At 49.8% G+C, this 19,727-nt stretch carries 18 protein-coding genes; 4 read left to right on the top strand and 14 right to left on the bottom strand.

Annotation, left to right across the window (positions count from 1 at the left end; all coding sequences use genetic code 11):
- Positions 1 to 126 precede the first annotated feature (126 nt).
- Complete coding sequence (locus SD71_RS04205) at positions 127 to 1,170, top strand: MFS transporter (RefSeq protein ID WP_082034031.1); 1,044 nt, start codon at positions 127 to 129, stop codon at positions 1,168 to 1,170.
- A 48-nt stretch (positions 1,171 to 1,218) separates the two neighbouring features.
- Positions 1,219 to 1,866: a nitroreductase family protein gene (locus tag SD71_RS04200; RefSeq protein WP_041060109.1), complete on the top strand. Its 648-nt coding sequence runs from the start codon at positions 1,219 to 1,221 to the stop codon at positions 1,864 to 1,866.
- 85 nt (positions 1,867 to 1,951) lie between these two features.
- On the opposite strand, the gene SD71_RS04195 is transcribed toward SD71_RS04200, so the two are convergent.
- From SD71_RS04195 to SD71_RS04185, 3 genes are all read right to left on the bottom strand, one after another.
- Positions 1,952 to 3,289: a hemolysin family protein gene (locus SD71_RS04195; protein ID WP_152619333.1), complete on the bottom strand. Its 1,338-nt coding sequence runs from the start codon at positions 3,287 to 3,289 to the stop codon at positions 1,952 to 1,954.
- Positions 3,290 to 3,614: 325 nt separating this feature from the next.
- A complete protein-coding gene (locus SD71_RS04190) occupies positions 3,615 to 4,928 on the bottom strand; it encodes a replication-associated recombination protein A (RefSeq protein WP_041060103.1) in 1,314 nt (437 codons plus the stop codon).
- A gap of 74 nt (positions 4,929 to 5,002) precedes the next feature.
- On the bottom strand, positions 5,003 to 6,061 hold the full coding sequence (locus SD71_RS04185; protein WP_041060100.1) for a CotH kinase family protein: 1,059 nt from the start codon (positions 6,059 to 6,061) through the stop codon (positions 5,003 to 5,005).
- 416 nt (positions 6,062 to 6,477) lie between these two features.
- Between SD71_RS04185 and SD71_RS04180 the strand changes: the two genes are divergently transcribed.
- A complete protein-coding gene (locus SD71_RS04180; protein ID WP_052475932.1) occupies positions 6,478 to 7,107 on the top strand; it encodes a hypothetical protein in 630 nt (209 codons plus the stop codon).
- A gap of 66 nt (positions 7,108 to 7,173) precedes the next feature.
- Positions 7,174 to 7,830, top strand: coding sequence for a hypothetical protein (locus tag SD71_RS04175; protein WP_041060097.1), 657 nt, complete (start codon positions 7,174 to 7,176; stop codon positions 7,828 to 7,830).
- An 88-nt stretch (positions 7,831 to 7,918) separates the two neighbouring features.
- On the opposite strand, the gene SD71_RS04170 is transcribed toward SD71_RS04175, so the two are convergent.
- From SD71_RS04170 to hisS, 11 genes are all read right to left on the bottom strand, one after another.
- Positions 7,919 to 8,680 carry a YheC/YheD family protein gene (locus SD71_RS04170; protein WP_052475931.1) on the bottom strand — a complete coding sequence of 254 codons (762 nt, stop codon included), beginning with the start codon at positions 8,678 to 8,680 and terminating at the stop codon, positions 7,919 to 7,921.
- Between the two features lie 19 nt (positions 8,681 to 8,699).
- Positions 8,700 to 9,449: a YheC/YheD family protein gene (locus tag SD71_RS04165; RefSeq protein WP_161793331.1), complete on the bottom strand. Its 750-nt coding sequence runs from the start codon at positions 9,447 to 9,449 to the stop codon at positions 8,700 to 8,702.
- A gap of 6 nt (positions 9,450 to 9,455) precedes the next feature.
- Complete coding sequence (locus SD71_RS04160; protein ID WP_161793330.1) at positions 9,456 to 10,196, bottom strand: YheC/YheD family protein; 741 nt, start codon at positions 10,194 to 10,196, stop codon at positions 9,456 to 9,458.
- 20 nt (positions 10,197 to 10,216) lie between these two features.
- Positions 10,217 to 11,383, bottom strand: coding sequence for a phosphonopyruvate decarboxylase (aepY, locus tag SD71_RS04155; RefSeq protein WP_200889552.1), 1,167 nt, complete (start codon positions 11,381 to 11,383; stop codon positions 10,217 to 10,219).
- Positions 11,384 to 11,403: 20 nt separating this feature from the next.
- Positions 11,404 to 12,720 (bottom strand): YheC/YheD family protein, encoded by a 1,317-nt coding sequence (locus SD71_RS04150; protein WP_041060089.1) that lies wholly within the window; start codon positions 12,718 to 12,720, stop codon positions 11,404 to 11,406.
- Between the two features lie 4 nt (positions 12,721 to 12,724).
- Positions 12,725 to 13,885 (bottom strand): KamA family radical SAM protein, encoded by a 1,161-nt coding sequence (locus SD71_RS04145; RefSeq protein ID WP_041060086.1) that lies wholly within the window; start codon positions 13,883 to 13,885, stop codon positions 12,725 to 12,727.
- A gap of 227 nt (positions 13,886 to 14,112) precedes the next feature.
- On the bottom strand, positions 14,113 to 14,982 hold the full coding sequence (gene aepX, locus SD71_RS04140; protein ID WP_041060083.1) for a phosphoenolpyruvate mutase: 870 nt from the start codon (positions 14,980 to 14,982) through the stop codon (positions 14,113 to 14,115).
- 190 nt (positions 14,983 to 15,172) lie between these two features.
- Positions 15,173 to 15,823, bottom strand: a complete 651-nt coding sequence (locus SD71_RS04135) for a YdeI/OmpD-associated family protein (protein WP_052475930.1) — start codon at positions 15,821 to 15,823, stop codon at positions 15,173 to 15,175.
- Complete coding sequence (locus tag SD71_RS04130; RefSeq protein WP_041060080.1) at positions 15,816 to 16,577, bottom strand: tRNA threonylcarbamoyladenosine dehydratase; 762 nt, start codon at positions 16,575 to 16,577, stop codon at positions 15,816 to 15,818. Before SD71_RS04130 ends, SD71_RS04135 begins: the two co-directional genes overlap by 8 nt.
- Positions 16,578 to 16,598: 21 nt before the next feature.
- Positions 16,599 to 18,386 (bottom strand): aspartate--tRNA ligase, encoded by a 1,788-nt coding sequence (aspS, locus tag SD71_RS04125; protein WP_041060077.1) that lies wholly within the window; start codon positions 18,384 to 18,386, stop codon positions 16,599 to 16,601.
- 2 nt (positions 18,387 to 18,388) lie between these two features.
- Positions 18,389 to 19,666, bottom strand: a complete 1,278-nt coding sequence (gene hisS, locus SD71_RS04120; protein WP_041060075.1) for a histidine--tRNA ligase — start codon at positions 19,664 to 19,666, stop codon at positions 18,389 to 18,391.
- Between the last annotated feature and the right edge of the window lie 61 nt (positions 19,667 to 19,727).

The following is a 19,727-nucleotide window of genomic DNA, read 5'->3' as shown; positions in this document are numbered from 1 at the left end:
CAAGCAGTATTAAAGGGCAGCTTCTTGTCCTTCGAATTCTTCAGTTCGTCCACTATTCCAGCATGGTTTTAGTGGTGACTTTTTTTTCCCTTATATTTTGAAAGCCTCGGGTTTTCGAAGCTCCAGATCGGTGCCATCTATTCCGTCGGCCCCATCTTATCCATTGCGGCTAACCTGATCGTCGGTTTACTGAGCGATGTGACGAAAAGCTTGCGCCGGCTTCTAAGCCTGATGTTCGCCGGTCAAATATTAGCGCTGGCCCTGCTTCTGCCGCAGAAGGAATTCGGCATCATGGCGGGTGTCATGGCGCTTTTCTATTTGTTTCAAACCCCTGTCAACTCGATGCTGGACAGTATGACCCTGCTCGCCGCCGATCAGCTGAATCGCAGTTTCCCGGCCATACGGATGTTCGGTTCACTCGGATATGCGGTATCTGCGGTCGCTTTCGGTTACTTGCTGCAGCAGTATGGGTCGAACTGGACTATCGTCATTGCGCTGTGCACGATCGGGCTCTCTTTCATATTTTCTTTTATCGTAGGCGATTACCAAGCTTCGTTAAAGAAGTTCGAATTCGGAGGTTTATGGGGCATTCTGAGGCGCGTGGATACGATCGGCTTCTTCGCGATGATCATGCTGGTATCCGTCGCTCATCGCATGAATGAAGGTTTTCTTTCGATTGCCATGCGGGAGCTCGGGGCGCGGGACACTGTCATCGGAGCGGCATCGCTCGCCTCTTCCGTCAGTGAAATCCCGATGTTTTTCCTGCTGGCTAAGTTTGGACATCGGTTCAAGGAATTAACGCTGTTGGCAATCGCCAGCTTTCTGTATATGATTCGGCTCGGTTTGCTGAGCACTGCAACGGAGCCATGGATGATGGTTGCACTGCAGGCGATGCATTCCGTCACTTTTGCTATCTTCTATATTACGGCCCTGCGCTTTCTGCAGACGCTCATTCCCGATGAATTCCGTTCTTCCGGCCAAGCCTTGTTTGCAATGGTTTGGACAGGTGTGGCAGGCGTGATTGCAGGAACGGTAGGCGGCGCCCTCTATGACAGTTTAGGACTCGCCTACGTTTTCCGCACCGGAGCTGTGTTTGCCCTTGCCGCCATGTGCGGATTCTTGTATCTGTACTTCCGAGGGACATCTCCGACACGCGATTCTATGCCTTGATACGTACGACGGCCATCACTATAATAGTGGAGAAGGAGAGAGACTAACATGAATTACGATTCACTAAAGCAGCTCATACAGGAACGCCGCAGCGTGCGCAAATTTGCAGACCGTCCGGTATCCGACTCTGACATCATCGAATTGATCGACTGCGCACGGTATGCCCCCAGCGATACGAACTCGCAAACATGGGAATTCGTCGTCGTCACGAACACCGACAAAATCAAAGCCATTGAGCAGATGACGTGGGATGAGCTTCACCGCCGCGCGGCTGAAGCGGAACAGAAGGGACTGAGCAGGGAAGGCCGCCTGCTCGTCAAATCTTTCGGTCCTTACGCCACGGCGTTCTCGGACGCTCCGGCCCTGATTGTCTGTCTCGCAACACCTTATCAATCCAAATTCCGCGAAAGAATATTCGATCCGATCGGTCTGGTCGAGGATGAAGTATGGCGGGAAGAAGGGATCAAGAGCAGCTGCCTCGCATCGATGAATCTTATGCTTGCGGCGCATGCCCGCGGCTTGGCCACATGTCCGATGACAGGACCGGTACTGCTCGCAGAGAAACCTTTAAAGGAGTTCTTGGGACTGGACGAGACCAAACAGGTCAACATGGTCATTGCGCTCGGTCATCCCGCCGAAGTTCCCGGGAAGCTTCCACGCAAGGAAGTCGAACAAATTCTGACCATTGTGAAGTAAACCGGAGCGATCCTTCAATCAGGCCATAACAGAAAAGCTGACCTTATAAGTAGATCGCTACTTATAAGATCAGCTTTTGTTATATTCAACCGGTCTCGGCCTGCGGCTCCCACTCGGCTTCGTCTATCCTCGTAACGGTCACCCGGGAGATTCGCAGATGGTCCGTTTCTTCTATGGTGAAGCGGAAGCCTTCCTCAGACTCCACATACTGGTTTTTCTTCGGAGGGATTTCAATCTGCGAGTAGATCCATCCGCCGATCGTATCGAAGTCGACGGTCGGAATATCAAGCCCGAACAGATTGTTCACTTCTTCAATAAGCATCATACCGTTGATGGAGTAAGTGCTCTCGTCTCTCTTCTCGAGATCCGGCCGTTCCTCGTCGAATTCGTCCTGAATCTCTCCGACGATTTCCTCCATGATGTCTTCAAGTGTTACCAAACCAGAAGTACCGCCGTATTCATCGATCAAGATGGCGATTTGCGATTTGCGCTTCTGCATCAGCTTGAGCAGTGCGCTGATCGGCATACTCTCCGGCACGCTGGTAATCGGCCGCATCAGCTCCCTGATATCGTGAATGGAGCCGTCGGTAGCTTTCAGCAAATCTTTGATGTGGACAAAGCCGATAATGTTGTCTTTGTCCTTCTCGCATAGGGGATAACGGGTATGCATCTCACGGAGAGCGATATTCTTGTTCTCCTCGAATGAAAGGTTGCCGTATAAACAGCTCATCTCCGTACGCGGGATCATAATCTCTCTTGCATTCGTATCCGCAAAGTCGAAGATGTTGTCCACGAGCGTCAATTCGGTTTTGTCGATGAAACCGCTCTTATGGCTTTCCTTCACCAGAATACGAATTTCTTCCTCCGTATGAGCGGATGAAGACACTTCGGACGTATCGATACCGAATGGCCTCAGCAGCAGTCCGGCGGTTCCGTTAAGAAGCCAAATAAAAGGATTCATCAGCTTCTTGAACATATGCAAAGGAGCTGCCGTCAGGAGGGTTACCGCCTCGGCTTTGCGGATGGCTACCGACTTTGGAGCCAATTCGCCCAGCACGATATGCAGCACAGTGATAAACGAGAAACCGATCACGAAAGCTAATGGATGAATGAAGCTGTCGCTTATATTCAGGGATTCGAACACAGGCATAAGCATCGCTGCGATCGCCGGTTCGCCGATCCAGCCCAGACCCAGCGAGGCCAGAGTAATTCCCAATTGGCACACGGACAGATACGCATCCAAATTATCCATGACATGGGCTGCGATTTTGGCTCTCTTATGCCCTTCTTGAACCATCGTATCGATCCGTGATCCGCGGGCTTTCACCATCGCAAATTCGGCGGCCACAAAAAAGGCGTTCAGAAATACCAGAAAAGCAATCAAGATCAAGTCAACACTTAGCGGTAAGGGGTCACCTTCCAAATAATTCCTATCCTCGCCTTGCGGAAAGGATAGGTACACCTCCTTTATGATGAAGAAAAAATATGATGAAAATGATTAACTGTGAAAATCAATAAAAGTCAGACTTTTGGACTTTATTATAGCTTAGACGGTTTGCAAACGCCCGTCAAACGACGGCTAACCGCGTAAATCGCCGTAGTAACCATCTCTATTCGACTGAGCCTGCCCGCTATGCCGATTTTTCAAACGAAAGGCGTTCATATCACGAATTTCAAGGATATATGAACGGTTTTTTATTTTATTAACCATATTCGGCCGCCGGAAAACAGCCGCCGCTCCGAAACCGTCACTTCTGCTTGCCTCGGCGCGTGCGCTGATTCTGCCGGATTTTATCTTCCATCCCTTGCTCCGTCGCTTCATAGAATGCTTTGCCGGAAAGCTTGTCCGGATAATAATTCTGCTCCACATAATGACCGGGGTAGTTGTGCGGATATTTGTAACCGTCGTGTCCAAGCTTCTTGGCGCCGCTGTAATGTCCGTCACGCAAATGCAGCGGAACCTCCGCAGACTTCAGTTCCTCGAAAGCGGCGATAATCCCTCCAATCGCTACGCCGATGGAATTCGATTTGGGGCTTTCTACCGCGAACAATATGGCCTGCGCGACGATATATTTCGATTCCGGCCAGCCGATCCGATGGTAAGCCTCCATGGCACTGACCGCTTGCACCATTGCCTGGGGATTCGCGAGCCCGATATCTTCGCTGCAGGCAACCGTCAATCGGCGCAGGAACACCATCGGGTCCATGCCCAGCTTCTCGACCGCGTATAAAAACCAGAAAAGCGCCGCATCGCTTGAGCCTCTCACGCTTTTGTGGAACGCGGACAGCACGTCGTATTGCGTCGATTCATCCGCCTGTACCGTAGGCTGCCGCATCGATTCTTCCGCGACCTCAAGCGTGATGTGAACCGCACCGTCCGGCTGCGAAGGCGTGGTCACCGCGGCGAGTTCCAACGCCGTTAACGCCCGGCGAATATCCCCGTTGGCCATAGCGGCAATGTGCTCCAGCGCTTCCTCGTCTATGGAAAGCTTCATGAAGCCGAGGCCTTTGACGGGATCCGCCAACGCTCTTCGCATAGCGGTCATAGAATGTTCCTTCGCCAGCGGCTGCAGACGGAACAGCGTCGAACGGGACAACAACGCTCCGTTAACCGAATGGAACGGATTTTCCGTCGTCGCCCCGATAAAAACAATGGTCCCCCGCTCCACTGCCGGCAATAACGCGTCTTGCCGGGCGCTGTTGAACCGGTGTACCTCGTCAAGAAAAAGAATTGTTTTTCGCCCGTACATATTTTTGTTATTCTCGGCCTGCTCGATGACCTCACGAACGTCTTTCACGGAAGCGTCTACCGCGTTCAATCTGACAAAATCGCCTTCCGTCTGCTTCGATATGATGTGAGCCAGTGTTGTTTTACCGCAGCCTGGGGGTCCGAACAACAGGATCGATGACACGACATCTCCCTCAATCGCGCGCCGCAGCAGCTTGCCTGGACCCACGAGATGCTCTTGCCCGATATATTCCTCCAGCGACTCCGGCCGCATTCGATCCGCCAATAGCCGAGCCCGAGGCTCGGATTCCGTCCGATAGCTGAACAAATCCATCTTTCTCCCGCCTTCCTGTCACTTCATCATAACAGAAAGGTTGTATAATCGGAAGAATATTAGGAACGTACGTTCTATTTCCGGCCTTCAAGTTCCGTCTTCACGATCGACCGTCTTTCACGAATGTACTTGCGGAAAACCTCAGGTTCTCCAAGGAATTCATGATAGGACCATCGCCTGTTTGGATCGTCCCTGATATACGGTGCCAGTGCGGCGATCTTCTTTTCGATCAGGGGCATTAATTTCTTTTCTGTAAAAGGACCGTTTAATGCGGAACGCAATATCGATTTGTATTGCGCGCGAAATTGCCGCAGTTCCAGCATTTTTCGGGTTAAAGAATTGTACCCGCCTACTGACACCAAATCGCTGTCGACAATTTTTCCATAGCAGTTACGTCCCCAGGTTCCCTCGTAATCCCAAGGAATGATCCGCAGCTTTCCGTTTTTCCGGTTCCTGTACAGAGCATAATTTTGCTCAAAGCCGTCATAATTGCCGGTCAACACCGCGCCTGTCAGCCATCGTAAATAATTGTCCACATCCAACTTTGCGTTAAGGAATTCTCTTAGTTCCTTTCCTTGTCTTCGATGAAAACCGCTAATGAACGACGTTAATTTTAATTTTTCTTGCCGGCCGCCGAATCGGTGCTCGTAACCTGCGAGAAGCGAGCTTTTGAGCTTGTTAGAATCAGGCAAATAGCGGTTGAAATCCGCTTTATTGTTCACCGCATAGAAGAGTGAAGATGCGCCGATCTTCCTCCTGCGGAAAAATGATTTTTCAACACCTTCTATTTCAAGATAGAGCCCGAGAAGCTCATCGTTGAGATAAAGCAGCACATGCTTAGTTCTAGGTGCAGGTACCCCGATCATTGGGAAAAAGGCAAACGACAGAGAGTTGCGAATCATCGACGGATCATCATATTCTGCGTTGTAATGGAATGTTTGGCCTTCTCTGACGACCTCATAAGAGCGTTTCGGATATTCTCTGGTATGCCCGCCGCGGTAACGTACCGAAACTGCCGAGGTTCTCCCGTTTGTCTTCATCCACGCGGAAGAATAACGGTCATTCCATATGTTGTCCTCCATCGTTTCAATTGTCGAGTCGCTGATTCGCAGCGTTCTGACAGGCAGTGACATTCCTCTCCCCCTTTCCGCGATTCTCCCGATATGTTTCTAGCGTATGTATCCCCGCCATGTGTGAAACGGCCCTTGTCTAGTCAAATTTCCGGATGAGCGGCTGACCCGCATAAACATAAAAAAAAAGGCACCCGAGGTGCCAGGCGCATAATGAACTGGAAGGGCGGATTACCGCTCCCGTTAGCGGATTTTGCAGTCTAATCGGACAACCAACCGGGTCCTTTAATCGATGGTACACATAGATATAGAACATAAATTCACTTCCCCCACAAGTGCAAAGGAGGGACAAAACACACACCGACGAAAAAGCGGAGTTCAATTGAAACAAGCTTGTCAACAGCTTAACGCTGCCGGTTTAATAGTTCGTCAATCTATCAACAAAAATTTTTCTTCCTATTATGAAAGGAGAATGATCCATGTATTCGGGTCCTGTATACCCTATTCATCACACGCACAAGCATAATTTCTATGCGAGGCAGGCATCGCATCTGGTAGGCCGTCTGGTTCGCATCAATCGAGGCGGGCATGACAGCGTAGAAGGGGTACTGGTTGCGATTCCAAGCGATTATCTTGTCGTTCTCACTGATGAGGGAATCGTCTATGTTAACGGCGCACACGTGAAAAGTATCACTGAAGGAGTGCAAGAATCAGAAGGTAAATCCGGGGGAGGCCGTTCCGGCGGAGGCCGTTCCGGCGGCAATCGTTCCAGATACGGACGCTCGAGAAGCTATGTGTCAGCTTCCAGCTTCCAATCCCTGCTCCATCGTATGCGCCACAAGCACATCCAGATTAACCGCGGCGGACCTGAAAAACTGGACGGGTTCCTGGCAGAAGTTGCTTCTGATAACGTATTGTTGATTGTAGACCGCGAATTGGTTCGTATCCCTACCTTTCATATCAAGACCGTCATGATATCCAGCAGCCAAGATCAAAACAAAAACAAAAACAACAATAAAAGCGGATCCGGCGGGAATAAGAACAAATCAGGAAGCAAATCAAACAGCAAACGATCCGGCGGGGGCAAAGGCGGACGCGGCGGCAGATAAGCAGTGAATAACCCCTAACGGCACTCATCACACCCTGACAGCAAAGGAGGTGCTTCCGCTGATCCCATGGAGATGTATCTGAACCAACCCGTGTCTCTTACCGTTTCCGGAACCCGTGTGCCTGTAAAAGGAACTCTCATTGACCTCGGAACTGACGTACTCGTGCTGCACAACGGCATTCAATTTTTGTACGTGCCATTAGTCCACATCCAGCAGCTAACCAAGTGCCCGGCCAGCGAATCCAATTTCGCTCCGCCACCCGACCCGGCGCTAGACCTGGCTATGGAGTTGTCTTACCGCAAAGTGCTGTTAAATGCGAAAGGAATGTTTTCGGAGCTGTATATTGCCGGAAATCAAACCGTTCATGGTTATGTTACCAGCATAATGAATGACTTTTTCGTCTTTTATTCTCCTATGTACCGCTCTCTCTACGTTTCCATGCGGCATTTAAAAATGCTTGTGCCGTACGACGCTCACACAACGCCATATGCCCTTGAACAAGGCAAGTTTCCCGTTCACCCGACCACCGCTTCACTCGCCCGCACCTTCGACCAGCAATTGAAAAAATTCGAAGGAGAATTTGTTATTCTGGATTTAGGAGAACACCCCGAGAAAATCGGTTTGCTCAAGGCGGTGCGCCACAACATTCTCGAGTTGGTAACGGCGGACGGCGCCAGCACATTCATTCATTTGGATCATGTCAAAACGATACACCGGCCTTAAATCAAAACGAACGCGGCCGATGACAAATAGTAGGGGATGACTGTATATGTGGTTTTTTCATCCACGTATATGTCATCCCCTGACTTTATTAACGGTTCTTTTTATAATCGGCTGCCAATCTTTTTATTTTATTGTAAAACGTTTTATCCTCTAATCGGTTAAATATTCCATAGGAAGGGTAGCACAGGTTAACTTCAATAATCCAAACTTTCCCTTTTCGGTCGATGCCGAGATCTAAGCCAGACTCATGGGATAAATAGCCTCTTTTAATGGAATGGTCAATAATATCAAAACCGATACGTACAAGCTTCCGTTTCACTTTTGCAATTTGCTGCCGACTGTATCCGAGCGACTTGGCCAAGGCTTCATCAATTGTCGTTGCATAACCTCCGCCGCGCCGAACATTTGTAATGATGCTGTCTTCTCCCGACACCTTCGCCAGCATTCCCGTGTAGTGCCACTTCCTTTGTCCATCCCGCATCATCATAAGACGGATCGAAAAAGGGCGTCCTTCGACCTTGGCCAAATCTATTGCTTTTTGAACGATTACCGAATTGTCCGGTCTGCCTCGCTTCACATTCGTATATAGTTCGGCTATCGATGGCACATCAACCGGCTTGCCCTTTACTCGAACAAATCGATACCCGGTACCGGTTTTCCACGCCTTTATGATTCCCGATCCCGTATGCGAATTCTTTCCTTTGATATAAACCTTTTTGTAGTCATGCAACAATCGCTTCAAGGTTTTTAAGCTTAAAACCTCCGTAGGAGGCACTAGTCGGCCGATGTCGGGATGTTTGGAATAAAGCTTGTGCAATTCCCACTTCGACGGATCCCATATACCGGACACAGAAACACTCCTTTCATCATTATTTTGCTTTCCTTCTCATGGATTGAATTCTCCGATACAAGGTCAAGTCAGGCAGCATTTTGAAATTGCCTCTGGTCAACGGTTCGATATTAACCTCATAGATCCAGATCCTTTTCTTGCGGTCAATTCCGATATCCACCGCGAACTCTATAAGATTCGGATACATTTGGCTTACGCGTCTGACGGTGTTTAGAACGCATTTATCCAGTCTTCGCTTCATGTTCAAGCTTTGTTGCTTGGAATAACCCAAGTGCCGGCTAAAAAAGCGTTTCAAGCAGCGTCGCGTTCCGCCGTGATGAGAAGTTGTGATAATGCTCCCGCGCTGCCCCAACCGGCCGCAAATACCGCCGACTTTCCATTTGCCGTTTACTCTCACAGCGTGGCAGCGAAGATCAAAGTGCCGTCCGCCATTCGTTACGCTCTCAACGGCTTGTTGAATGACATATTTGGTATCCCCTGCAATTTCCTTAACTTTTGTCCAAAGGTCGTTTGAATCGACCTCCTGCGTGTGCGTTCCATGGCGCATTTTGTAAAGCCCGTTTTTCCCTTTTTCAATTCTTATAACGCCTCTGGATTTTCTTCCGCGATCCGGTTTTATATAGACTTTGTCATACTTTTTGGTCATTTTTTTGAAGGAATATTCACGCAGCAGATCCGTATCGGGAATATGCCGGGACACTTCCGGCGAGTGGATCAGCTGATAGGCGACCGCCAGCTTGCTTTTAATATGATATTCCTGTACAGACACGAGCACTCACCCTTTACGCATCCATTTTTTCGCTGCGCGATATTTTCGATAGAGCTTTCTGTCAATATTCTCCAATCCGACATTATCCGGTTTGGTATTGGCTTCGATAAACCACACTTTTCCCTTTTTGTCGATGCCCATATCCAACCCTAAAATTCTGAGCGGAAACACGGAGTCTAATTTTTGAGCAATTTGATGCGAGACATCCAGCAAATCACGCAAAACTTCCGGCCGGTTAACGGATTGATCGATTCCGTTAATCGCTTTATATACATTTAAGTCCTTCGCGCCTTTAGCAACATTAGTGACGACAGAGGATTCGTTAGGCGCGATTTTTGCGCTCATTAAGGTGGCACGCCATGTATTCAAAGGTTTTTGCAAGACGACACGCACATCAAAAGGACGTTTACGATAGGTGGCCAAATCGATGCCCTGTTGGACAAGGTAATTCTTTTTGGGATTCAGCATCTTCGTTAATTCGGAGTAAAGTTTTTTCGACGGGCAAATGATTGTGGTTTCCCCATGTGATATCTCGTGTTCATAACGATTCAGCCTTTTTAGCCTGATGACTCCATTGCCTTTTCTCCCGACATCCGGCTTGATATAAACGGCAGTATGGTTTCGCAGCATTTTTCGGAGGCTTGATTCCTGAAACCAGTCTGTATCCGGAAAATGACTTGAAAGGATCGGATCTGTCATAAGCGGGTATCCTTTTTTCATTTTGCTGCGAATAACATTGTGCTTCAAAGGTGCTCCTCTCCTTTCCTTCATGATTCTTCTCCCTCGCCGATTGCTTGGGGGCTCCCGCCATTCAAATAGAATTGCAATCTTTCCTTGACCTCGTACGGCTTCATCGCAGGACGGCCCAGCTGTTCCTCTGAGCTTGAAGAGATTCTCATATAAAGAAAAGTTAATTCCTTCGCGGCTTTCCATTCTTTCAGGCGCGCATGCAATTCATTGAGGTTGTGCACGTAGATGGATTTTGCATAACCGCAAGCTGAAGCGACTTCAACGAAATTAACGTTATGAGAAACCGTCCTCTGGCCGCCTGTTGAGTCATGGGCGTTATTATCCAGAAGAATATGAATCATGTTGGAAGGACTGTAATATCCGTTTGTAGCCAGGCTGCCCATACGCATAAGGATGGAGCCGTCTCCGTCAATGGAGACGATATCGAAGCTTTGTTTGGTCAGCGCCAGTCCCAGCCCCAGCGAACCGACACATCCCATGGATCCGACCATGTACAGGTTACCGGGAGCATCCTTAATTTCATACAATTGCCTCCCGGTTTTTCCTGTTGTGGCAAGCAGGACCGTCTTGCTGTCTTTCCAACTGTCTATCACCTTCAGCGCCTGGTGACGGGTGGGCAATTCATCGATCGTCTGTTTTACCGCCTTTTGCCGGTTTGCACGCAAAGAGAATTCCTGCTCTTTCAACGGCTCTTGTTCGAACGTTCCTTTTCGGACAACAAAGAAAAACGGCTGGTTCCGATCGACATACTTTGCCGCTAATAAAAGCTGGCGCTTGGCCGTTTTTAAATCCGAAGACAAATAGATCCACTTCACTTGCATTAAATCAAGCAGCTTTTCCGTGATTCGCCCCATAAGCTCGTGCTGCGGTTCATCAGAGATACCGGGTTCGCCCCGCAAGCTGACAAACCCGAGTATGGGGATTCGAAATGGGTAATTAAGCGACACCAGCGGCGATACGGCGTTCGCCAGTCCCGAATTTTGCATCAGCACAACCGGTTTTTTGCCTCCAAGCAAGGCGCCCGAAGCAATGGCGATCCCATCTCCTTCGTTGGCCGCCGCCACATACTCGCCTTCATTGATGGCGTAATTAATTAAGCTGTTCAAATAAGAGCAAGGAACGCCGCTGTAAAAAGCGAAACCGATTCTCTGCAGCTCTTTTCCGAAACGCCGAGTGTTAATCATGGATGAGTCGCACCTTCCTGTCACCAACCGCCGAAATATGCATTATGATTTGTATGGCTCATCTCATGTTCCGAGCGGGTTCTGTCCCTGACGAAATGTCTCTTGTAATAATTGAACAGGCTTCTGTTGTTGTTCGATTGGCTTCTGTTGTTGTTCGATTGGCTTCTGTTGTTGTTCGATTGACTTCTGTTGCTCTTCGATTGGCTTCTGTTGTTGTGCTGCCGGTCAGTGCCCCTGTCAAGGTTGGCAATGACCTTTGCATACTGCAAAGGGTTTAAAAATACTCTGTTTGCCTTTGATCCGTAAGCTTTGACGATCGACACTTTGGCCGATTGAGCATTGCATTCAATAAGCCAGATATCTCCTTTTCTGTCGACCGCAAAGTCGATTCCCATTTCTCCGAACTGACCATATTTTTTTTCCACACCGAAATAAACCGTTATTAAGAAAGCTTTTATTTTATTAATCAGCGCTCTTATCTGTTGATTCGAATAATGCGGGAATAACTTTTTGAGGTAGGTGTCATATCGGTAAGCTGTGGCATGGGTAGTGATCGGGGCATTTTGCCGTCCGATCCTTACGCATATCCCGACAATATCGATATCTCCTTTTTTATTTCTTTGTACTTCGGCCCGAAAATCGACGAGGCGATTCTTATTCACCCTGACCAAATTAATAGCCCGCTGAACGATCACTTTTTTGTCGCTGAAAAAATTTACAATCGCTTTTTCCACGCCGTTCATACTAGCCACTTTTCTGCGCACCAATTTGCCCAATACTGAATAACTGTATAAATATCCTTTTTTAGCCAGCCTTTCAATTCGCATGACTTGTGTTCCTTTTCGTCCGCGCCGAGCTTTTACGTATACGGTTCCCAGCCTCTGAATCGCGCTTCTGATATCATTCATACTTTCAACACTTACGGTCGGAGGAAGAAATCGGCTGACATTATGGTCTTGGCTTAAAAGCTCGAAAAGTTCACCTTTATTAAAGGCAGGAATGGGATTTAGCCTCTTAACTCCCCAACTGTCGAATGCAGCAAGCAGTTTCTCTATCTCTTCTCCGCCGCCTCGGACATAAACAACATCAGGAAGTCCAAACTCTTTTTTTTGCCATGTCTTGCTCGAATAGTTGAAATAAGTTCCGTTAATTCGCCGCTCAGTGAAATCGACATCCTCTGCCGTAAAGAAATTGAGGATCGTATTTGCCTCTTTGTTAGCTTCCACAAGTTTTATTAATCTCACATAATTGTTCATGCGGTTAAGCGGAATGGATTTGTTGCCTAAATAGACACTGACAACAGGCCGGAATGAAGAGGATTTGCTTGATCGATCCATTTTTTCACCTGCTTTTCTGAGGTACATCCGGCAGTTCATTCACAGAAATGACGTCCGTCGTTTTTTTAGACGGTTTACTCCAATACTTTTCGTTGCCCGGCAGTTCGTCAAACCACGTAGCCTCTTTAGGACAATCTAAAATCATCAGTTTGCCGTAATCTCCATCCCGCGATTGATGATACTTTAAATAGGCCTTACCGCTGTCGATGGACAGGATTTCCAGTTTTCCTGATGTATGGCTCATGCAAAGCCTTACCCGTTTGCCTAATCCCGAAGTTCTCGCTTTTGCTTCTTCAACGATACGATAAACTTCTTCCAGCGGAAGAACGAAGCCGCTGTTTCCCGCAACGGGCCTGTTTACGAAAAAATAATACGGCGTCACGCCCGCCCATGAGAGTTTATCAAGCAATTCACCGAGTACGACAGGGTCATCATTAATTCCTTTCAATATGGGAGTCTGGTTAACCACAATCGCACCGGCATCGTAGAGCGCTTTAAAACATTGCATGGCCTCTGCTGTTATTTCCCTAGGATGGTTAACATGAGCCATAATGTAAATGCGTTTATCTTGAGTGGAATGAGTACGGATCACATCGAGGAGTTGTTGATCTTCATAGATTCTCATGGGGTTAAACACGGGCATTTTTGAACCGATCCGGATAATCTGCACATGCTCTATGGATCTTAAGGCTTCCAAAATATTGCGAAGTTTGCCGGTTGCGAGAATCAATGGATCTCCGCCTGTGAGCAGGACGTTGTTAATTTCCGGGGTTTTTGCAATGTAATCCAGGCCCTGCTGAACGTCCGGCATAGCCTCTTTTACATCTTCGCGAAACAGCCTTTTACGAAAGCAGAACCGGCAATAAGCTCCGCATACTTCCGATACGAGCAATAACGCGGTTGTACCGTATTTATGTTGACATCCTTTTACAACATAGTTGGTATCCTCATCGGAAGCATCCCATCGCCCGTATTCCCTAAGTTCATTTACGTTTGGTATGACCAGTCTCCTTATCGGATCGTTCGGATCAGACCAATCGATCAACTTCAAATAGTAATCATTCAGCCGAAATACGAACTTCTCCGTGACGTGCTTTAACGAAGCTTTCTCGTCAGCGGTTAATCCGGGAAGTTCGTCCACATTCGTGGTATATCTCACTGGCATGTTCATGATTCTCCTCTCATGTTGTTAGGGATGATTGTTGGGGCTAGTCACCTTTCATTAGAGTTGATGTTAGTTAATGCAATCGATGTAATTCCTGTGTTAGTTAAACGTGGAAAAGCCGACAAATCCGCCTCATCACACTTGATTGAGGGACATGCATGTATGTAAAAAGCCAGGCATCTCAGCCTGGCGAGGGTAATCACTTTCGCTTAATTCGTAGAATCTGTTTAGGGAAGGTATTTCTTTTCCGCTTGTTGGAGTTCTTCCGCATCCTGCAGCCGGAAAATCTCTTCGAGAGGTGCGACCTGTTTCTCTACATGAATGAGGCTCGCCTCGGTGAATATTTTTTTGGTAATCTTTTGCATGGCATCTACTGAGGCTCTTAAATTATGGTTGGCCCAAATAATCGCATTGATTCCCAATTCATGAAAGCGGACTGTCGGCGTTGAATAATACTTGGTTGGCACAAGGACGACCGGGTGTCTGCCGCTCCATTCTTTCATGAACGCTTCAATTTCCGCAAGATCGGACCTTTTACTGTGTGCGAGAATGGCGTCGGCTCCTGCTTGCCGGTAAGCTTCCGCACGCCGCAGCATTTCATCCAACCCCCAACCCGCTATAAAGGCCTCCACTCTGGCTATGACCATAAAATCTTCATCGTTTTGGGCATCTTTCATCGCTTTTATCTTCCCGCAAAACTCATCCACATCCGCAAGCGGCTGCGCTTCACCATTAATAAAAGAATTTGTCTTCGGGAAAATCTTGTCTTCTATACAGACGGCTGCAATTTGACGCTGCTCCAACTTTTTAACCAGGCGCCGGGCATTGTTGAAGTTTCCATATCCGGTATCTCCGTCAAGAAGGATGGGAACCGATGTTGCATCACTCATAAATTCCAGTACATCCATTACCTGCGTCCAAGAAGCTTCATTGTTGTCCCTTACTCCCAATGCAGCGGAGATGGAAAGCCCGCTGGCCCAAATTCCTTTAAAACCGGCTTCCTGCACGATTTTTGCCGACAAACCGTTATGTGCTTCCATTAAATATTCAGTCTGAGGCGATTGGATAAGCTGCTTGAATTGAGTTGATTTCTTCATTTCACCGATCCTTTCACGAGTGTCATTCAAAAGCTCATACTAAGTTATGTGTTACACCACAAACGGTCAACGTACAGGAATCCATATTTGGACGCTCAACCAAGCAGGCCTTAAATCGATCTAGGAATGCGATTACACATCAGCGCAGCAAAAAAAACGACCGTTCCCCTTGATGGAGAACGGTCGCTGTTTAATGTTTGTCCGAAGGCCGTTTAAGTCCGCTTCGAAGCTTCTCTATCGTCTTCTCGAGGCGGGAAAGGCGCGTTTCCTCCCGCTTCGCTTCGACGATCCAGCTAATATATTCCTTCCGATGCGATGGAGCCAGCTTGTCGAAATATGCCTTCGCTTCCGGGTTGGCATCAAGCGCCTCTCTCATATCGTCTGGAACCTCTAAAGCAGCAGTCGAAACGGAGGTTACGGCGCGTCGTTCGGATGGCGGCACTCGGGTTTTTCCGCTCGCGTTGTGCGGACGAAATCTCATCGCCGACCATGTATCATTCACTGATACGAGAGCAACGCCTTCCCAGCCGGCACTTGCTACCGTTTCCCATCCGCGATCGCGATTCAAATCCGTTTTGATTTTGGAAGTGCCTTTCGGATAGCATAGCCAAAGCATGCCATCGGGTTTAGCGGCCCGAAGAGCCAGCGGTGCCAGCCGTTCCACATCCGATACGCCCTTCGCGAACATTTGTACATAATCGTAAGCTGCCGCTTGGTTCTGATCTAAAGATGTGTCTTCCGCCGTTCTGCCGATAAGGTCCAGAAATCCCTCGGGCGGTTCGATAACGGCCACTTTCCCGGACTGCGGCAGCTTCAGCTTTTTGACCAATGCTTCATCCATTCGATGCCTCTCCTTTTTCCAGAAGCTCACGAACGGCGACGCTCACCATAATTAACCCGGCCACAGGCGGCACGAACGCGTTGCTCGAAGGCGGCTGCTGAGCCTTGCGGATGTCTTTGGGCGCGGTATCGGGTACGATGCGCTGAGTGACATCCTCTCGCGGTTTCATCGGCAGCTCGGTGGAAAATACGACCTTGACACCCTTCTTGATTCCGTCCTTGCGCAGCTTCTGGCGAATGACACGAGCGATCGGGTCGACGGAAGTTTTCGAAATGTCCGCTACCTGAAAACGCGTCGGATCCATCTTGTTCGCTGCCCCCATGCTTGAAATGATCGGAATTCGGCGATCGAGGCATTGTTTGATCAGATGAATCTTATAACCGATCGTATCGGAAGCGTCGATCACATAATCCAGCGGATATTTGAAGAGCTCCTCATAGGTTTCCTCGGTATAGAACATCCTCAAAGCGACGGCATCGCACTCCGGATTGATGAGCTTGATGCGGTCTCTCATCAAATCCGCCTTGGCTTGTCCGACTGTCGTCGTCAGGGCGTGGATCTGACGGTTAATGTTCGTAATATCGACAACGTCCTTGTCGATCAAGATAATCCGGCCGATGCCGGAACGGGCGAGCGCTTCAGCGGCGATACCGCCGACACCGCCAATTCCGAGTACGGCGACGGTACTGGCTTTGAGGCGCTCCAGCCCTTCCGGCCCGATAGCCAATTCCGTGCGGGAGAACTGATGCAGCATCGGTAAGCTTCGCTCCTTTGTTTAGCCGTTCGCTTGAGCGGCAACCGCTTTGGCGGACAGGCGAATGTGAAGGTCCTCCAACTGATTACCCGAAACAGGCGACGGCGCGTCGGACAGCAGATCGGTTGCGCTCGCCGTCTTAGGAAATGCGATCGTCTCGCGCAGGTTCGTGCGGCCTGACATCAGCATGACCAAACGGTCGAAGCCGAAGGCGATACCGCCGTGCGGAGGCGTGCCGTATTCGAACGCTTCAAGGAAGAAACCGAATTTCTCCTTCGCTTCCTCGAGCGAAAAGCCCAGCGCTTGGAACATCTTCTCTTGTATATCGCGGCGATAGATCCGCATGGAGCCGCCGCCCACTTCGTAGCCGTTAAGCACGATGTCGTAAGCTTGCGCACGGATTGCGCCCGGATCGGTCTCGAACAAGGGCAAATCTTCCTCGCGCGGACGGGTGAACGGGTGGTGCTCCGCCACCCAGCGCTGGTCGGCGTCGTCCCAGCCGAGCAGCGGGAAGTCGACGACCCAGGCAAAGCGGTAGACGCTGTTGTCGATCAGCCCGAGGTCGCGGCCGACTTTAAGCCGCAGATTGCCCATGACGTCGGCCGCCGTCTTGAGTTTGTCCGCCGAGAAGCAAAGCAGATCCCCTTCTTCGACTCCGAGTTTCTCCGTTAAAGCGGCAATCTCTTCCGGTTTGAAGAATTTCACGATCGGACCGCGCCATTCGCCGTCCTTCACGGTGATCCATGCAATGCCTTTGCCGCCGTATCGCGATGCGAACGGCTGCAGGTCGTCCAGTTCTTTGCGGCTCCAGCTTGCGCAGCCTTTGGCATTGAGCGCCTTGACGACACCGCCTGAAGCGGCGATAGAAGCGAACACTTTGGCGTCGCTGCTGCGGACGATGTCCGTGACGTCTTGAATTTCAAGTCCGAAACGGAGGTCGGGTTTATCGGAACCGTACTTATGGATGGCATCGTGATAAGTGAGTCTTTGGAACGGCGTCTGAACTTCCACACCGATGGTTTCCTTGAACAAACGCGCCAACAAGCTCTCCATCGTGGAGAGCAGTTGATCTTGAGACATGAATGAGGTCTCGATGTCCACTTGCGTAAACTCCGGCTGACGGTCCGCCCGTAGGTCTTCGTCGCGGAAGCAGCGCGCAATCTGATAGTATCGTTCGATTCCGCCGATCATTAGCAGTTGTTTGAAGATCTGCGGGGATTGAGGCAAAGCGAAAAACTCACCGGGATGCACACGGCTTGGCACAAGGTAGTCGCGGGCACCTTCGGGGGTGCTTTTCGTCAAGATCGGAGTTTCCACTTCAAGGAACTCTTGTTCTTCCAAGAAGCTGCGGAATACGCGCATTGCTTTGGCGCGAAGCTGCAGCGTTTTTTGCATTTCGGGACGACGCAGATCAAGGTAACGATATTTCAGCCGGAGCGATTCATCGACTTCCACCTCATCTTCAATCGGAAAAGGAGGGGTTTTGGCGGAGTTGATGATTTCGACCTCATGGACTTGAACTTCAACGTCTCCGGTGGCCAAGTTCGGGTTAACCGTCTCGGCATCTCGTTCTACCACTTTACCTTTCACGGCGAGTACATATTCATTCCGGGCACGATTTCCGAGCTCCAAAGCCTGCCCGGAGAAAGCAGGGTTAAAGACAACCTGCACAATGCCGCTGCGGTCGCGCAGGTCGATAAACAAGACGCCGCCGAAATCGCGCCAGCCTTGTACCCATCCGTTCAGAACAACCGTCTGGCCGACATTCTCCTTGGACAATTTTCCACAATCGGTATTTTTGAGCATCATGATTAGTTGTTCCCCTTTTCCACTTCTGAAGTGTGACTTTGTATGGCATCGGCCAATTGGTTCAGCGGTACTGACTGCTGCTCGCCTGTCGCCAGCAATTTGAGCGAAATTTCACCGCGATCCAGCTCGTCGTCGCCAAGCACGGCTACGAAACGCGCGCCGATGCGATCCGCCGCTTTAAACTGGGTTTTCGGTTTCCGGCCCTGATAATCCCTGTCCGCAGCCACTCCTGCGTCTCGCAGCTGCTGCAGCACAGCGGCCGACGCCTTCTCTGCACGTTCGCCAAGTGCGACAAGGTACACATCGAGGCCTGTGCCGAGATCGGGTTTCACGCCTTGGCTTTCCAGCAAAAGCAGCGTTCTCTCCAAACCGATTCCAACTCCGACGCCAGGCCGGTCATCACCGCCGAGTTCCGCGATGAGCCCGTTATAACGTCCGCCGCCGCCAATCGTGTCGATGGCTCCGATTCCTTGGGCTTTATACTCGAAAGCGGTGTGAGTGTAGTAATCCAAACCGCGCACTAATCGGGGATTGATTTCATAAGGCACATTCATCTCATCCAGACACGCTTTCACCTTGGCGAAATGCTCGGCGCACTCCTCATCCAGACTGTCCAAAATAGACGGAGCGTCTGTAAATTTAGATTGATCGACCTTGCAATCAAGCACGCGAAGCGGATTCCGCTCCATTCTCGACTGACAGTCATTGCACAAATCCTTCTTCATAGGCTGCAAGAAAGCGAGCAGCTTTTCCCTGAATACCGCTCGAACCGCCGGAGTACCTACCGAGTTCAAGTCCACAGTTACGCCGGTTAAACCCACATCCCGGAAGAAGCTGTAACCGAACGCGATGACTTCCGCATCTAATGCCGGGTCGGTTGAGCCGATAGCCTCCACCCCGAATTGGTGGAATTGCCGGTACCTTCCCGCCTGCGAGCGTTCGTAGCGGAACATCGGCCCGATATAATACAGCTTGGCGATATCCGGTTCGCCGTACAGCTTGTTCTCCACATAGGACCGGACAACTCCTGCCGTTCCCTCCGGCCTGAGCGTCATGCTGCGTCCGCCGCGATCCGTGAAGGTGTACATTTCTTTCTCGACAACGTCGGTCGTCTCGCCGACGCCTCGTTCGAACAGCTCCGTCGCTTCGAAGATCGGTGTCCGTATTTCTTGGAACCGGTATCGGCGGCACAGCTCGCGAGCTCTGCTCTCGACGAACTGCCAAAGTCCGGCGTTAGCGGGCAGTATGTCCTGCGTACCCGGCGGCTTTTGAAAATTCATTGGTTTCATCCTTTCTCGCTTAAAGAGGATCCTGATTCCAGCATGAAAATAAAAAAGCTCC

The organism is Cohnella kolymensis (assembly GCF_000829465.1).
GTDB classification, from domain to species: domain Bacteria; phylum Bacillota; class Bacilli; order Paenibacillales; family Paenibacillaceae; genus Cohnella; species Cohnella kolymensis.
Note: the sequence above shows the minus strand (reverse complement) of the source record. Positions and strands in the feature narration are given on the sequence as shown.

What these genes read in the sequence shown, in the direction of transcription:
- SD71_RS04200 (WP_041060109.1), top strand. Translation starts at nt 1,219, where the DNA reads ATGAATTACGATTCACTAAAGCAGCTCATACAGGAACGCCGCAGCGTG.
- SD71_RS04190 (WP_041060103.1), bottom strand. Translation starts at nt 4,928, where the DNA reads ATGGATTTGTTCAGCTATCGGACGGAATCCGAGCCTCGGGCTCGGCTA.
- SD71_RS04185 (WP_041060100.1), bottom strand. Translation starts at nt 6,061, where the DNA reads ATGTCACTGCCTGTCAGAACGCTGCGAATCAGCGACTCGACAATTGAA.
- SD71_RS04180 (WP_052475932.1), top strand. Translation starts at nt 6,478, where the DNA reads ATGTATTCGGGTCCTGTATACCCTATTCATCACACGCACAAGCATAAT.
- SD71_RS04175 (WP_041060097.1), top strand. Translation starts at nt 7,174, where the DNA reads ATGGAGATGTATCTGAACCAACCCGTGTCTCTTACCGTTTCCGGAACC.
- aepY (WP_200889552.1), bottom strand. Translation starts at nt 11,383, where the DNA reads ATGATTAACACTCGGCGTTTCGGAAAAGAGCTGCAGAGAATCGGTTTC.
- SD71_RS04150 (WP_041060089.1), bottom strand. Translation starts at nt 12,720, where the DNA reads ATGGATCGATCAAGCAAATCCTCTTCATTCCGGCCTGTTGTCAGTGTC.
- SD71_RS04145 (WP_041060086.1), bottom strand. Translation starts at nt 13,885, where the DNA reads ATGCCAGTGAGATATACCACGAATGTGGACGAACTTCCCGGATTAACC.
- aepX (WP_041060083.1), bottom strand. Translation starts at nt 14,982, where the DNA reads ATGAAGAAATCAACTCAATTCAAGCAGCTTATCCAATCGCCTCAGACT.
- SD71_RS04135 (WP_052475930.1), bottom strand. Translation starts at nt 15,823, where the DNA reads ATGGATGAAGCATTGGTCAAAAAGCTGAAGCTGCCGCAGTCCGGGAAA.
- SD71_RS04130 (WP_041060080.1), bottom strand. Translation starts at nt 16,577, where the DNA reads ATGCTGCATCAGTTCTCCCGCACGGAATTGGCTATCGGGCCGGAAGGG.
- aspS (WP_041060077.1), bottom strand. Translation starts at nt 18,386, where the DNA reads ATGATGCTCAAAAATACCGATTGTGGAAAATTGTCCAAGGAGAATGTC.
- hisS (WP_041060075.1), bottom strand. Translation starts at nt 19,666, where the DNA reads ATGAATTTTCAAAAGCCGCCGGGTACGCAGGACATACTGCCCGCTAAC.